The 14,811-nt window shown below is 69.2% G+C and carries 12 protein-coding genes; 2 read left to right on the forward strand and 10 right to left on the reverse strand.

The genetic code is table 11. From position 1 onward, the window contains the following. The first annotated feature begins 281 nt into the window (after positions 1 to 281). Both VMJ70_13265 and VMJ70_13270 read left to right on the forward strand, forming a co-directional pair. The gene (locus tag VMJ70_13265; protein ID HTO92095.1) at positions 282 to 806 is read left to right on the forward strand and encodes a dTDP-4-dehydrorhamnose 3,5-epimerase family protein; all 525 of its coding nucleotides are present in this window, start codon (positions 282 to 284) and stop codon (positions 804 to 806) included. 23 nt (positions 807 to 829) lie between these two features. After that, positions 830 to 1,252, forward strand: a complete 423-nt coding sequence (locus tag VMJ70_13270) for a hypothetical protein (protein HTO92096.1) — start codon at positions 830 to 832, stop codon at positions 1,250 to 1,252. 37 nt (positions 1,253 to 1,289) lie between these two features. Here the strand turns inward: VMJ70_13270 and VMJ70_13275 are convergent, their stop codons facing one another. From VMJ70_13275 to VMJ70_13320, 10 genes are all read right to left on the reverse strand, one after another. Beyond that, positions 1,290 to 3,293, reverse strand: a complete 2,004-nt coding sequence (locus VMJ70_13275) for a hypothetical protein (protein HTO92097.1) — start codon at positions 3,291 to 3,293, stop codon at positions 1,290 to 1,292. 108 nt (positions 3,294 to 3,401) lie between these two features. Further along, positions 3,402 to 4,361, reverse strand: coding sequence for a GDP-mannose 4,6-dehydratase (locus tag VMJ70_13280; protein HTO92098.1), 960 nt, complete (start codon positions 4,359 to 4,361; stop codon positions 3,402 to 3,404). A 74-nt stretch (positions 4,362 to 4,435) separates the two neighbouring features. Beyond that, positions 4,436 to 5,389: a GDP-mannose 4,6-dehydratase gene (locus tag VMJ70_13285; protein ID HTO92099.1), complete on the reverse strand. Its 954-nt coding sequence runs from the start codon at positions 5,387 to 5,389 to the stop codon at positions 4,436 to 4,438. 64 nt (positions 5,390 to 5,453) lie between these two features. Then, complete coding sequence (locus tag VMJ70_13290; protein HTO92100.1) at positions 5,454 to 6,578, reverse strand: glycosyltransferase family 4 protein; 1,125 nt, start codon at positions 6,576 to 6,578, stop codon at positions 5,454 to 5,456. 8 nt (positions 6,579 to 6,586) lie between these two features. Then, positions 6,587 to 7,777 carry a glycosyltransferase family 4 protein gene (locus VMJ70_13295; protein HTO92101.1) on the reverse strand — a complete coding sequence of 397 codons (1,191 nt, stop codon included), beginning with the start codon at positions 7,775 to 7,777 and terminating at the stop codon, positions 6,587 to 6,589. Between the two features lie 5 nt (positions 7,778 to 7,782). Next, positions 7,783 to 9,729, reverse strand: a complete 1,947-nt coding sequence (gene asnB, locus VMJ70_13300; protein HTO92102.1) for an asparagine synthase (glutamine-hydrolyzing) — start codon at positions 9,727 to 9,729, stop codon at positions 7,783 to 7,785. A 24-nt stretch (positions 9,730 to 9,753) separates the two neighbouring features. Then, on the reverse strand, positions 9,754 to 11,190 hold the full coding sequence (locus tag VMJ70_13305) for an O-antigen ligase family protein (protein HTO92103.1): 1,437 nt from the start codon (positions 11,188 to 11,190) through the stop codon (positions 9,754 to 9,756). A gap of 2 nt (positions 11,191 to 11,192) precedes the next feature. Beyond that, the gene (locus VMJ70_13310; GenBank protein HTO92104.1) at positions 11,193 to 12,299 is read right to left on the reverse strand and encodes a Wzz/FepE/Etk N-terminal domain-containing protein; all 1,107 of its coding nucleotides are present in this window, start codon (positions 12,297 to 12,299) and stop codon (positions 11,193 to 11,195) included. Between the two features lie 54 nt (positions 12,300 to 12,353). Further along, positions 12,354 to 13,562 carry a hypothetical protein gene (locus tag VMJ70_13315; protein HTO92105.1) on the reverse strand — a complete coding sequence of 403 codons (1,209 nt, stop codon included), beginning with the start codon at positions 13,560 to 13,562 and terminating at the stop codon, positions 12,354 to 12,356. A gap of 49 nt (positions 13,563 to 13,611) precedes the next feature. Beyond that, on the reverse strand, positions 13,612 to 14,811 hold a 1,200-nt coding region (locus VMJ70_13320), incomplete at its 5' end, for an OPT/YSL family transporter (protein ID HTO92106.1).

The raw sequence follows: 14,811 nt of genomic DNA on the forward strand, positions 1-14,811 counted from the left end.
TCGGGATGCCCTGGTACCAGTCCTCGACATCGACAGTGAAGGCGTGACGCACCGCCGGACCTCCGCACCAGGACCACCTGCGCACAACACGGCGGGCCATGCTAACAGGCGATCCGGACCGCGACCAGCGCGATGCCTCTCCCACGAGCCCGGGGCCGCGGGGCCACGCGTGCGGCGGTGCCGCGGCGGCGGGCGATTGCTTCGCGCCCTCCGAGGTGCTAAGAAGTCGCGCCGATCGCGCGCCCCGTCGTCCACCCCTTTCACTCCCGCGGGAGCTATCGATGAAGGCCAACGAAGTGACCGTCGACTGGCTCCAGAGCCTCGACTTCCTGGTGCAGCCGGCCGGCAAGGCGACCATCCACGGCGTGATCGTGCGCGATCTCACCGTGCACCTGGACGGGCGCGGCGAGGTGACCGAGCTCTACAGCCGGCCGTGGATGAAGGACGGACTCGAGTCGGTCGAGCACGTCTACCAGAGCGCTACCGACTACGGAGTGGTCAAGTGCTGGCACCTGCACCAGGTGCACACCGATCAGTTCACGGTGACGCGCGGCAAGCTGCAGGTGTCGCTGGTTGACGTGCGCGAGAGCTCGCCGACGTTTCGCCACGTCAACACCCTGTTCCTGGGCAGCCTCAAGCCGCGGCTCATCAAGATTCCGCCCATGATCCTGCACGGCTGGAAGGCGCTCACCGCTCCCGAAGTGCTGGTGGTCAACTTCCAGTCGCACGTCTACGACGTGAAGGACGAGTTCAAGTTTCCGTGGGACACCGTGCTGTCCGAGATCTGGGAGCCGCTGAACGGCTGACCCGGCGCCGGCCCGCGCCCCGCATGAGCGAATTTCCCAAGCTGACCCTGCGTCATCTGCCGCGCTTTCGGGTGCCGCTCGACCACCCGGTGCTGGACGGTGGCGTGATCGAAATGCCGGCCGGCGATTTCATCCAGGTGGCGAACGCCGAGACGGCGCGGTTCGTGGCGCACCTGGAATTCCGCGGCGGCGTGCCGGCGGCTCGCGGCAATCACTACCATCACGTGAAGACCGAGGTGCTCACGGTGGTGCGTGGCCGGTTGCGCGCGCGCTACGCCGATCTCGACACCGGCGCGCGTCTGGAGCTGGTGCTGGTGGCAGGCGATCAGGTACGGGTCTCGCCGCGTTGCGCCCACTCGTATTCGGCGCTCGAGGATTCGGCGGCGATCGAGTGGGCGACGCACGACTTCGATCCCGCGGACGCGGTCGCGTTCAGCTTCGAGTAGGCCGCACCCGGGCCCGGGCCGCGCCGCGCGGCCGGCCCTAGCGAGCCACCACCAGCCGCGCGTTCACCGCCTTCTCGCCCTGCGTCAGCCGCAGCAGGTACACGCCCGGCTCGAAGGACGATGTCTCGAGCGCCAGCCGCGGCGCGAGCAAAGCCCCGTCGATCGCCCGCTCCCAGCGGCGCCGGCCCGCCAGGTCGAACAGCTCGAGGCGAGCGGGGCGTGCTTCGGCGAGCGACAGCGCGATCTCGGCGCGACCGATCGCCGGACTGGGAGTGACGCCGGAGATGGCGAGCGACCATCGCGGCAGCGTGATCCAGGTCTCCCCCGCGGGGCCCTCGGCGAGGCTCAGCCGATAGCCGTAGGTCGCGCCGGGCGTCACCTCGCGGTCTTCGAATCGCAGCAGCCCCGAGCCATCGGCGATCAGAGTCGCCAGCGCCCGCCACGAGGCGCGATCCACGCTGCGCTCGACGGTCGCCGACGAACCGCCGCGCGCGAGCAGCCAGCTCACGCGCACGCGATCCGCGCCGGCCTCGGCCGAGACCAGCGACGCGAGCGCCGGCACCAGCGCGTCGCCCCGCATCCGCGCCGCGTAGAGATCGGGCGGACCGGGTATGCCCGACAGATCGAGCCCGCTCCAGGTCAGGAACACGCCGCCCGCCCCGTCGCTCAACATCACGGGCGCGCCGAACACCACGTTGGTGTCGGCGCAGGCGCGGCCATCCACCGGCCAGCCGCCGGCGATGGCGCCGCTCGCCGTCACGCGCTGCACGAACGGCCGGGTCTGGGAACCGTAGCGACCATCCTGCCAGGCCACGAACGCGCCGCCCGCCCCGTCCGAGACGATCGAGGGAAACAGCTGATCCTTGAGCGCGGTGCACAACGGCACGCCGTCCGCGCTCCAGCTGGCGATGCCGGCCGAGTCCAGGCGCTGCGCATACACATCGCCGCTCCCGTTGATCGAACGCGTGTCAGTCCACGCGATCAGTGCGCCGCCCGCGCCGTCGCCGGTGATCACCGGGTTGTATTCGGCCGGAAACGCTCGGCACACCACCACGCCGTCCGTGGTCCAGCCGCTCGATGCCGTGCCGAGGGTGGTGAGATGCTGGGCATAGATGTTGGACAGCCCGCCGCGCGCGTCCATCCACGAGACGTAGGCGCCGCCCCCGCCGTCGCCGGCGATGCTGGGCAGTTCCTGGGCGCCGGGCGCGCCGCAGACCGGTTCGCCTTCCACCGGCCAGCCGGCCGCGACCATGCCATTCGCGAGCAGATGCTGCGCGTAGATGTCGGCCGAGGTCGTGATCCCGCCGCGGCCGTCGCTCCATGCCACGATCACGCCGCCCGCGCCGTCGGTCGCGGCCACCGGCTCGACCTGACCGCCCGGCACCTTGGCGGCGGCGATCCCGGCGCTGTCCCATCCGGGCCCGAACCCTCCACTCGCCGTGAGCCGCTCGAGAAAGACGCGCGGCTCGGACAGCCGATAGTCCTCCCACGCCACGATCACGCCGCCCGAGCCGTCGGAGACGAGCTGCGGTGCACGCTGCAGCGCGGCCGAGGTGCAGACCGGGAGGCCATCGGCCGGCCAGCCGCTCGCCATCGGCCCCGCGCCGCTCACGTGCTGCGCGTAGAGCCGGGGTTGAGCGGCGCCTCGCGAGTCTTCCCAGACCGCGAACACGCCCCCCAGGCCGTCCGGGCAAAGCTGCGGATTGTTCTGATTGCCGATCGCCGTGCACAGCGGCTCGCCGCCGTAGGGCCAGCCGGGCGCGATCGTTCCGTCTCCGAGCAGGTGCTGGACGTAGAGATCGGTGGTGTCGGGATTGGAGCGCGCGTCTTCCCACGCAACGAAGAATCCGCCCGATCCATCCGACGCCATCGCCGGAGCGCCCTGGGCATTCGGGGCGCTGCACACCTGGAGCCCGTGCCCGGTCCACGCGGTGTCGGGGGCTGCAGCCTGCGCGGCGTGCGCGACCTTGCTCGCGCCGAGCAGCGCGAGAGTGACGACCAGAGGTGCGATTCGCGGATTCGGGATGTTCAACCTGCCCACGGAGTCGAGTGCGAGATGTCGTGCAAGGGCCGCGATTCGAGGGGAGGCGGCAGTCTAGGCGAGACCCCCGCCCCGGGCGAGAGAAAATTTGCGAAAAATGCGACTTCGCTAACCCGCTGCCTCCGGCGGGCTCGAGGCCTCTCGCCTGCGCCATTCCTCGAGGGTGTCGCGCAGCGTCTGCTCGATCGGGATGGCCGCGCGCCAGCCGGTGACGCGCGCGATCGCGGTCGGATCGCCGACCAGATACGGGACATCCACCGGTCGAACGCGCGCCGGATCCACCTCGATGCGCACCGCGACTCGCGCCAGCGAGGTGAGTCGCGCGGCGACGTCGGCGAGCCGGACGCCCTCCCCGCGACACACGTTGTAAGCGGCCCCGCGCACGCCGCGCTCGAGGAGTGCGACGTAGGCCGCGACCACGTCACGAACGTCGCTCAGGTCGCGAGTCACCTCGAGATTGCCCACGCGCAGCACCGCTTCCCCCGCGCCACGCTCGAGCCGCGCGATCTGCCGCGCGAAGCTGGGCAGCACGAAGCGGGAGTCCTGTCCGGGACCGGTGTGCGCGAACGAGCGCGTGCGCACCAGGTCGAGATCGTTGGCTTCCGCGTAGGCGGCGCAGGCGGTGTCGGCCGCGGCCTTGGAGAGCGCATAGGGACTCACCGGGCGGAACGGCGCGCTCTCCGCGACGCGAGTGCCGGGCGGCTGCGGCCCGTAGGATTCGCCGCTGCCGACCTGCAGCACGCGCGCGCGCGGAGCGGCGCGACGCACCGCCTCGAGCAGCACCAGCGCGCCGGTGGTGTTGACGCGGAAGGTCTCGCCCGGATCCTCGAACGACCTGGCGGCGCTGGCCTGGCCGGCCAGATTGACGATCGCGGCCGGCGCCAGTTCGCCGAGCGCCGGCTCGACCTGTTCGAGACGAGTGAGATCGGCGAGCCGATAGGTCGCGAGTGGAAGCTCGGCGGGCGCAGGCTGCACGCCAAGTCCGAGGAGTTCGTGCCCGCCTTCGGCGAGCCTGCGCGCGAGATACCCGCCGACGAACCCCGAGACTCCGGTGATCAGGACGCGCACCCGGCCTCGTCGTCGCTCATTGCCACCGGCTCACCGGCACCTCCAACGCGCTCGCGCGGCGTTTCCAAACGAGCCTAGCGGCCGCGCCAGTATTCGAGCATGTCGCGAAGCGTCTGCTCGAACGGAATCGTGGGCTGCCAGCCGGTGGCGGCCACGAATTTCGAGTTGTCGCCGATCAGCACCGGTACGTCGCTGGGGCGAAGGCGTGCGGGATCCTGCTTCACCTCGATGCGGGTCCCGGTCATCCCGAGCAGCAGGTCGAGCACCTCGCGGATCCTCCAGCCCTTGCCGGTGCAGATGTTGTAGACCTCGCCCGGCTCGCACTTCTCGAGCGCCAGCCAGTAAGCCTTGACCATGTCGCGCACGTCGGTGAAGTCGCGGATCGACTCGAGATTGCCGACGCTCAACTGCGGCGCGCGGCGTCCGCGCTCGATGTCGGCGATCTGCTTGGCGAAGTCGGATGCCACGAACACCGGCCCTCGCCGCGGTCCCTCGTGGTTGAAGCCCCGCGTGCGCACGCTGTCCACCTTCCACGACATCCAGTACTGGTAGCCGAGCATGTCCTGCGCGACCTTGCTCACCGCGTAGGGGGAGAGCGGGCGGAGCGGGTTGGTCTCCTTGATCGGAACCTCGTTGGGATAGACCATGCCGTACTCTTCGCTCGAGCACGCCAGCTGGATCCGGCACTTGAGGGACAATCGTCGCACCGCTTCGAAGAGATTGACCTGGGCGAGCACGTTGGTGGTGAGCGACTCGGTGGGCGCGATCCACGAGGTCGGCACGAACGATTGGGCGGCGAGGTGGAAGATCCAGTCGGGGCGGACCCTCGCCACGGTGTCGTAGGTGGAGGTGGCGTCGCGCAGGTCGCACTCGAGCAACGTGATCCGGTCGGCGAAGTGCTCGATGTTCTCGGTGCGGCTCCTCCAGCGCTGGATGCCGAAAATCTGGCAGTCGGATCGCGTGAGCATGTAGTCCACGAGATGACTGCCGGCGAAGCCGGTCACACCGGTGACGAGAACACGGCGCATCAGCTTCCCTCCGATCCGAGTGGTCGCGAAGCGGCTGGCAAAGTACGAATTCGACCTGCCCGGGTCAATGAGCCGGCCGGGCCAGCAGCGCCCGATAGCACACAGTCACCTCGCGCGCCATGCGGGCGGGCGCGAACTCCTCGCGCGCGCGGCGTGCGGCGCTCTCGCCCATCCGCGCCGCGAGGACCGGGTCATTGGCCAGCCTCTCGATGGCGTCGGCCAGGCGGCGCGGCACCTCCGATTCCGGGTGCGCGGACACCAGTACTCCGGTGACACCGTCGTCGATCAATTCCCTCTGGCCGCCGACGTTCGGGCTCACGATCGGGAGCCCGACCGCCATGGCTTCGAGCCCCGCGACGCTCAATCCTTCGTTGCGCGTGCCGGTCACGTAGAGATGAGCACCCGCCAGCGTCGCCGGCAGCGACGCGCCGCCTTCACTCCAGTGGACCCTCGACTCGAGCCCGCGCTCGCGCGCGAGGCGGCGCAAGCTGTCGCCGAGGTCGCCGTGTCCGATCACGTCGAGCCGAAGGTCCACGCCCCGCCGGGCGAGCAGCGCGAGGCTCTCGAACAGGCGGTCGTAACCCTTCTCGAAGCTGAACCGGCCGACAGTGACCAGTCGAAGCGGTTCGCCCGGCGTCGCTCGGGCCCGCGCGCGCGGCAGCCTGGCGGCGTCGAGCAACATCGGCGCCGTGCCATGAACCACGCGGATCTTTTCGGCAAGGCCGGGTACGCGCCGAAGCTCGCCCGCGATGAATTCGGAAACCGGCAGGATCGCGTCCGCGCTCCGCAGGGCACGCTCCTCGAGCGCCAGCCACAGCGTGCGCTTCCAACCGGGCGGCAGCGATTGCCGGCGGTTCTCGTGCTGCGTGATCACGAACGCGTGGACACGCGCGCGCCGCGCTGCGTAAGCCGACCAGAACGAGACGCGCGGCCCGTGCGAATGGACGACGTCGAAGGCGCCGCGCCAGCGACCGGCGAGACGATTGGCTTCAAACAGCGCGAGCTTCCGCGTCGGCGCACCGAATTCGACGGCTACGCCGCGCTCGCGAAGGCGATCCACCAGCAATCCCGGGCCGGGCACGAACAGGGTGACGGCGACCTCGGCGGGATCGAACGACGGCAACAACGCCAGCAGATGCGATTCGACGCCGGTCGAGCCTGCGGTCCCGACCACGTGAGCGACGCGCATCGGCGCGGTCATCGGACGGGCTGCCGCTCGCTCGCGCGACCTTTGCGCGCGACGATCTCGGTGTAGAGCGCGGCGAGCTCATCCACCATGCGGCGCGCGGAGAACTCCTCGACGCGCTCGCTCGCGCACGCGCCCATCGCGCGTCGCTTCTCGGGCCAGCGCGCCAGCTCGAGCAGCCGCGCCGCCAGCGCGCGCGTATCGCCCGGCGACACCAGCCAGCCGGTCTCGCCATCGCGCACGGCATCGTCGATGCCGCCGGTGCGCGTTGCCACCACCGCCAGTCCGGCGGCCATCGCCTGCGGCACGACGCGCGGCAGTCCCTCCCAGTGCGAGGCCAGCGCGAACACGTCGCACGCTCGCAGGATCGCGGCGATGTCGCGCCGGAGCCCGAGTAGGTGAACGCGGGACTGGAGGTTCGCGTGCGCGATCGCCTGCTCCACTTCGCCGCGCAATGGCCCCTCGCCCACCAGCACCAGCTCGGCGGTTGGAACCTCCCGGTGCAGCTCGACGAACGCGGCGAGCAGGTCGAGCGGCGCCTTCTGGCGTGTGAGCCGCCCGACCGAGCCGACCACGAACGAAGTGGACGCCAGGCCGAGGCTTTCTCGAGCCGCGCCCCGGGCGAGGGCGGGATCCCGATAGGCTTCCAGTTCCACTCCCGAGCGAATCAGCCGGTACTGATCGGGCCGGCCGACGCCGAGGCTCAAAGCCAGCTCCTGATCTTCGCGGCCCACCACGACGATCGCATCGCAGTCGCGCGCGAAGCGCCTTTCGAGCGCCACCCAGAATTCGCGCACGATCGGGGCGTCGCGCCGCGTGAACGCCCAGCCGTGCGCGGTATGGATGATCACCGGCACCCGTGCGCGCCGCGCTGCCCAGCGGCCGAGGATGCCGGCCTTGGAGGTGTGGGTGTGCACCACGTCGAATCGGCCTTCGCGCATGACGCGTTGGAGCTTGCCGATCGCGCGGCCGTCGCGGAGCGGGTGCGGCGCGCGCACCAGGTCGGGCTCGATCGCGAGCGCCACGCCGCGCGCCCGGCATTCGTCGAGCAGGCTGCCCTGCCCGCCGGTCTCGGGGCCGGTGAGCAGGGTGCTCGCGAAGCGCGAGCGATCCATCAGCGCGCACGACAGCATGGTGTTCTCCTGCGCGCCGGCCACGTTCATGCGCGTGATGACGTGGAGCACTCGAATCGGACCGCTCACCAGCGTCACCGCCCGGCACCGACCGGTGCCACGGCACCCGCGCCACTCCCCACTTCGCGCCACCACAACTCGAACATCAAGGCGAGCCACAGCGCTCCCGAACGGTCGCGCCCGGCGCGGTGCTCGGCATGCCAGCGGCGCAACACCGCGCGGTCGAATACGCCGCTGCCCGGCGAGGCGGCCAGGTCGCCGATCAGCGGGTCGAGCGGGCCGCGCAGCCAGTCCTCCACCGGAACCGTGAAGCCGTGTTTGGGGCGCGCGGCGATCTCCGCGGGCAGCAGTTCGCGCCCGATCCGGCGCAGCAACCGCTTGCTGCCCTCGGGACCGCGACGCAGCTCGCCGGTGAGGGTGGCCGCGAAGCGCACCAGCGAAGGGTCGAGATAGGGGACGCGGCCTTCGACCGATGCGCCCATGCAGCAGCGATCCTCCTTCAGCAACAGATCGTCGGGCAGATAGAACAGGAAGTCGGTGCTGAACGCGGTCGCCTCGCCACCGGCGGGCTCGGCGCCCAGTTCTTCGAGCAGCAACGGATGGATGCGAGCGGCGGCAAGCTCGGGCCGCGCGCGATCGCGCCAGCTCGAAGCCAGTCCTTCGCGCATGCGCGACGGCCTCGCCTGCTCGAACATCGTGAGATAGCCGGCGAAGAAGTCGGGTCGCGTGCGCGCTTCGAGCAGCTTCCGCAACCAGACCAGCCGCTGGGCGGATTCGGTACGCCGGTGTTGATCGCGATTCTCGAGCAGCCCGGCGGCCGACGCGGCCAGCGAGCGCGGCAGCCAGGCGATGCGGCGCAGCAGGCTGCCCAGTCGATAGCGACGATAGCCGCCGAACACCTCGTCGCCGCCAGTGCCCGAGAGCAGCACCTTCACTTCACTCGACGCGGCGCGCGCCACCAGATGCGCTGGCACCGCGGCGGGATCCGCGCACGGCTCGTCGAGGTAGCGCGCCACGGCCGGCAACTCGGCGGCGAGATCGAGCGACACGACGTGCTCGTGATGCCGCGTGCCGAGCGCCTGAGCCACGGTGCGCGCGAAGCGGCGCTCGTCGTGCTGGCCGGCGTCGTCGAATCCAATGCAGAAGGTGAGCAGCTCCCGCCGGCGGGGCTCGGGCAGCAGCGCGGCCAGCACGCTCGAGTCGAGACCACCCGAAAGCAGCAGCCCGACCGGCACGTCGGAGAGCAGCATGGCCTCGGCGGAATCCGCCAGCAGACGGCGCGCTTCCGACGTCGCGCTCTCGAGCGAGACCCCGACCATCGGCCGATCGAATCGCGGCCAGGGCCAGTAGCGCTCGACCCGCGCGCCCCCCGGCGTCACGAGCGCGCGGCAGCCGGGGCGCAGCTTGCGGATCTTCGCCAGCATCGTCCGCTCGCCCGGAACGAAGCCGAGCGCGAGATAGAGTCCCAGCGATTCGGCGTCGATGGCGCGAGGCAGCGACTCGTCCGCCAGCAGCGCCTTGATCTCGCTCGCGAACAGCAGACGCTGGCCATGCTCCGCCAGATACAGCGGCTTTACGCCGAGTGGATCGCGCGCCAGCAACAGTCGATGGTCGCGGGTGTCATAGATCGCCGCCGCGAACATGCCGCGCAGGGCTTCAACGGCGCCCGGCCCGCGCTCGAGCCACAGGTAGGGATAGAGCTCGGTGTCGGTATGGGTGCGCAGCGGATGGCGAGCGGCAAGATCGCGGCGCAGCTCCGGGAAGTTGTAGATCTCGCCGTTCTGGATCGCCCACACGCGGCCGCTGGCGTCCGAGAGCGGCTGATGCCCGCCCGCGACGTCGAGGATCGAAAGCCGGCGCACCCCGAGCGTCGCCCGTCCCGCCGATTCGAGGCCCTCGTCGTCGGGGCCCCGGTAGCGGATCGCCGCCAGCATTTTCTCTACCAGCGCGCGATCGGCGGCCCGCTCGTCATCCGTGGGCGGCCGATCACCGAGGCGATAAATGCCGGCGATCCCGCACATGTCAGCGCGCCGTGCGCTTCAGCATCACGCCGGCGACTCGGCGCGAGCCACGCTCAGATGGCCGGCGCGAATCAGGAGCGCACACCAGATCGCCATCTGCCCGAGCCCCACCATGCCGATGAAGTTGTCCCCGGTGACATTGGCCGCCAGCATCGCCAGCACCAGAGGCCGATGTCGTCGCGCCAGTTCGTAGCCGAGCGATCCGGGAGGGACGACCTTCTTGACGGCTGCCCCCAGGCGAAAGAACGCGACCAGGGCCGGCGCCAGGGCGGCGAGCCCGATGAGCCCCATGTCGGCCGCGATCTCGAGATAGAAACTCTCGGCCGTGACGAGAACGATGTGGAATGGGTTGTACTGAGGTGTGATGAATCGCAGACCGACATAGCCCGCCCCGAAGATCGGATGGTCGAGGAAGATGCGCACCGCCAGCTGCCAGGAATAGAAGCGCATCAGCGACGAGTACGCGTCGAAGCTGCCGCCGGTGAGGGACAGTGTCCGGAAGATTCGCTGCCAGTAGGCCGCCGGTACGAAAGGAAGACCGATCGCCACCACGATCAGAATCCAGATATAGGACGACCATCGTCGCCAGCGGAGCGAGAGCAAGTTGTAGACGGTCCAGGCGACCAGCCCGCTGCGCGACTGGGTCATGACCAGCAACACCAGGATGCCCGCGTTCAAGATCCACTGCGACAGGCGCCGCCGCTGTGATGGAACCGACTGAATCACCGCCTGGATCACGACCAGCGAGGCCGCCGCTTCGTTGGGGCTGCTCATCGGCCATTCGGGCAGGTTGACGATCCAGGTCATTCCGGCGCGGTGAATGTGAGCAAACAGAAAGTAGAAAGTGTTGAGGCCCAGCAGTGCCCAGGCACCGGCCTCCACCGCCCGCATCCCGCCGCGCACGTCGTCATCGGTGCGCATCCACCACAGGCCGAGCGCGAACAGCGACAGGCCCTGCAGCCCGCGGAACAACAGCAGCGACGAGTCCAGCGCCCAGCGCGGGTGACCGCGCACCGCCAGCGCGACCAGCGACAGCGCGGCCAGCCCGTAGAAGATCCGCACCGATCGCGACAGTCGCCGCGTCGCGTCTCGGATCTGGGCGTGAGCGGGGCCGACCAGCCCGGCGTCCTCGACGAGCGCGCGGCGTCGCCCGGCGCCCAGCACGCTGACCAGAAACGTCGGGATGAGGAGGAGGTCGAGAAAGTTGACGGATCGCGCCCCGATCACCACCCAGACGATCAGGCAGATGACCGAAAAGAACAGCATCTGGACCGCACGAAAGGGCCAGGCGACCGCGGCGAGGATCGCGACTGCGCCGCACACGGCGGCGCCCAGAATCCGCTGCTCGAAAGTGGGAACTCCGAACGCCAGCCCGATCAGGAGCGCCGCGAGCACTCCGGCCGCCGCCAGCAACGGCCCGATCTCGATCCGCCGCGTGTTGCCCGGGCGGGCGAGCGCCACGCTCATGTTCGTGGCGCGACGCGCATCTCCAGCAGGGTGTGGAGCGCGCACAGCCCCAACGCCGCCAGGAGCGACACCAGAATGATGATCGAGCGCTTCGGACGGAACTTGTAGTCGGGCACGCGCGCGGGATCGAGCACCGTGACGGTCGGGGTGTCACGCGCCTCCTCGATCCGCGCTTCCTCGTATTGCGAACTGATCAGGGTGAACAGCTTGCTCTGGATCTCGGCCTCGAGCGCCAGCCGTCCGCCTTCCATCTTCAGGGTCGGCAGGCGCGTGATCTCGCGATCCACCGCCGCGATTTGCGCGTCCAGCTCGCGCACCTGCGGGCTGGTCTCGCCGGAGTACTCGGCGACATAGGAGCGCCGCACCTCCAGGTTCATCTTCTGCGCGATCACGCTGGCCGCCCCTTCGACGGCGGCCTGATCCACGCCGGCCAGAACCTTGTGCTCCCTCTCGTACTCGCTCAACGCCTGCTGGGCGGCGGTCAGGCGGGTCTGCGTGTCACTCAGGCGTCCCTCGAGGAACACCCGCGTTCGCTTGGCGCGCGTGTTCAGCGCCTCGCGATTGAAGCGATCCAGCTCGGCGGTGAGGAAATTGGCCACCTCCGCGGCGCGATGGGGGTCGTGGTCCTCGAACGCCAGCACCAGCACTCCGGAATGCCCGACACTCACAGCCAGGTGCATTCGGAATTCCTTGAGCGTGCGGTCCGCGCCCTTCTGCTTGTAGATCTCGGCCAGATGGAACCGGTCGATGGCCGCCTCGTTCAGGGTCCGGCTGCGCAGGATCTCGGCGAAGATGTCGGAGGAACTGGAGGTCGTGACCAGGCCGAGCTGATTGAGCGCCGAGCTCTGGATCATGCTGGTGACCGCGCCGAAGGCGTCATTCGACTCGGGGGGCGGAAGCAGGGTGGTCTCGGCGCGATACCAGTTCGGCAGCCACAGGGCGATACCCGTGGCGAGCGCGCCCACCAGGATCGTGAAGATCAGATAGGAGGTGCGCCGAGTGCCGAACGATGCGAAGAAGCGATCGAGTGATTCGGGAAGCGGGATCTTCAGGAACGGTCTCCCGGCGGGGCCGCGCGAGGCGGAAAATGGCGGTCGAAGCATGAATAAGACGCCAATTTCCGCCCGCGGGTCAAGCGGGCGCGACCGCGCGAGCCCCTACGGCCGGGCGGCGGTCGCCGACTTCGAGCCGTAGCGCCGGCGTGCCGGAAACACCGTGGTCTGCTTGGTCACCGTCGAATCGGCCTTTTGCCATTCCACGCGATCGGGTAGATCCGGCTTGTCGATGGCGCGAAGCGCCAGCGCCCAGTCGGCGGCATCGGAGCTCGACCGATCGAGATCGGATTCGAACGCGCCCACGATGCGCCTCGCCGCCTCGCGATACTTGCCCTCGCCCGTGATGCTGGCCAGCTCGGCGAAGAACAGCGCGGCGCGCGCGTTCTCGCCGGGGTCGCGCGGCGCGTTCTTGATCTTGCCGTCCTTGCCGACCACCGCCTGTGAACGCATGCCGCCCTGCTTGCCGTCCTCGAAGTGCGCGAGCAGCAGCTCGCCGATGGCGCGCGAGTGATTCAGGTCGATCTCGCGTCCGCCGACGTGCGTGCCGAGCACGAAGGCACGGCCCATCTCGACCTGGTCGTCGAGCCGGGGTGGAGACACCGGGTCACCGAAATCGCCGCGTCTCACCATGCCCTGGGCATCGTCCCAACACGAGGTCCAGACCTCGTCGAGGCTCTTGAAGCCGAAGTCGCGCCACTTGGTCTCGCCGGTCGCCGCACCCCAGCGGAAGTAGGCGTGAATGCCGTAGCCGTTGTCGGCCGGAATGACGAACTGATCGCCGCCCTGGCCCGAGACGAAGCCGCCTTTCGGTCGCATCAGGGTGCGCTCGAAGAAATCGAGCAGCGCGCGGCAGGCGCGCTTGTCGTCGTCGGACTTGCTGTCGAGCCAGGCGTCGATGCGATTCTCGAGCCGCCGTGCGTTGGAGTCGGTGTGTTTCTCGAAGCTGGGAAAATCCTGGCGCACGTCCTTCATGCTCTGCAGCAGTCCCCCGCCGACCGAGTCGTACAGGATCCAGGTCCAGGTGACGGTCAGGCGCGCACGATCGCGCCAGTCCGGCTGGCCGTCGCGTGCCAGACGCCACGCCAGCTCGACCGAGCTCTCATTCGGCATTCCGTTCTGGACGAAGCCGCCCTTCGAGGGATCGAAGCTCGACGCGACCAAGCCGTACAACTGCTGCGCGAGCTGCTGTTCGTGGGTCTCGACCGGGCTGGGCGGCGCTTGCGTGAGGGCCGGAACGGCCAGCGCGAGCCCGAGCGCCGCCAGCAGCAGGGAGCCGGCGGTGCGGCGGATATTGCGGTGGGAGTTGCGCACGTTCGTCCTCCTTGACGAAGCGGCCGGCCCTCCGAGGGGAACGGCCGCGTTATTCGAGAATCTTGAAGATCGTCAGAAACGCGATCAGGACGCCCATCAGGCTCTCGCCGGCGATCAGACCCGACGAAACCGGGATCGTGTACTGCTGATGAATCTTGGGCTTGGCCCGGCTGAGCCACAGCGCGATGCACGAGCCGATGAAGAACGAAACCGAGTTGAAGCCATTGATCGTGAACGCGAGCCCGAGACCGGTGGGCGACGGGATGAACTTCTTGTACTTCGGCAGCCAGGTCTCGAGCAGCGTCAACACGATGCCGCTGACCGCGCCGATCACGAGCCCGATGCGCGCGGTGGGTTTCAGGGCATGGACGCCCTTGGCGAGCAGCTCGGCCACGCCACGCCACACCAGGGCGGCGGGCGCCGGCCACTTCTCGGTGCCGAGCATGTTGACGTCGGGGATCAGGATGAAGAACACCGGCACGATGATGAGCGCGCCCGCGAACACGCCGAAGAACTGAGCCAGGAACTGCTGGCGCGGATTGGCGCCGAGCAGATAGCCGCTCTTCAAGTCGGTGAGCAGATCCCCGGCGGCCGAGGTGGCGCCGGCGCTGATGTTGGCGGTCATCAGGTTGGTCGAGATGTTCCCCGGCGCCAGCGCGCCGAAGGTGAGCTGGGTGATCTTGCTGAGCGGACCCACCGGCGTGATGTCGGTCTCGCCGGTCGCGCGCGCCGCCACCACCACCAGCAGAAAGGTGATGAGCACCGCGATCAGCCCCATCCAGATCTGAATGTGAAAGAGCTGATGTCCCAGGGCGATCACCGCGGCGCCCAGCACCGCATAGCCAATCAGGAACCACGAGCCGGGCACTTCGATCTTCGCCATGGGGTCGTTCTCGACCTTGCGGGTCAGGAAGGTGGTAATGGTGCTGAACGCTCGAATCACGGTCTTCCAGTTCATGAAGAACAAGAGCAGGCCTGACGTCACCATCATCGGCACGCCGGTCCACAAGCTCCAGCTCGAGATCCTACGGAAGCTGGGGGCCTCGATATCGCCCGCATTCAGCATGATCGGGGCCAGCACCACGTAGTTGATGATGGCCCCCAGGAACAGGCTCCAGGCCTGGCGGAAGCTGATGATCGCCCCGGCCGCCACGAACAGCAGCGACCCTTCGATCGACATGGTCACCTGGTTCAGCATCAGCGGCGCGTTCTTGTAGGTGCCGATGCGGATCCAGCTGGTGCCCCAGGT

The sequence above is a fragment of the Candidatus Sulfotelmatobacter sp. genome, assembly GCA_035498555.1.
Classification (GTDB): domain Bacteria; phylum Eisenbacteria; class RBG-16-71-46; order RBG-16-71-46; family RBG-16-71-46; genus DATKAB01.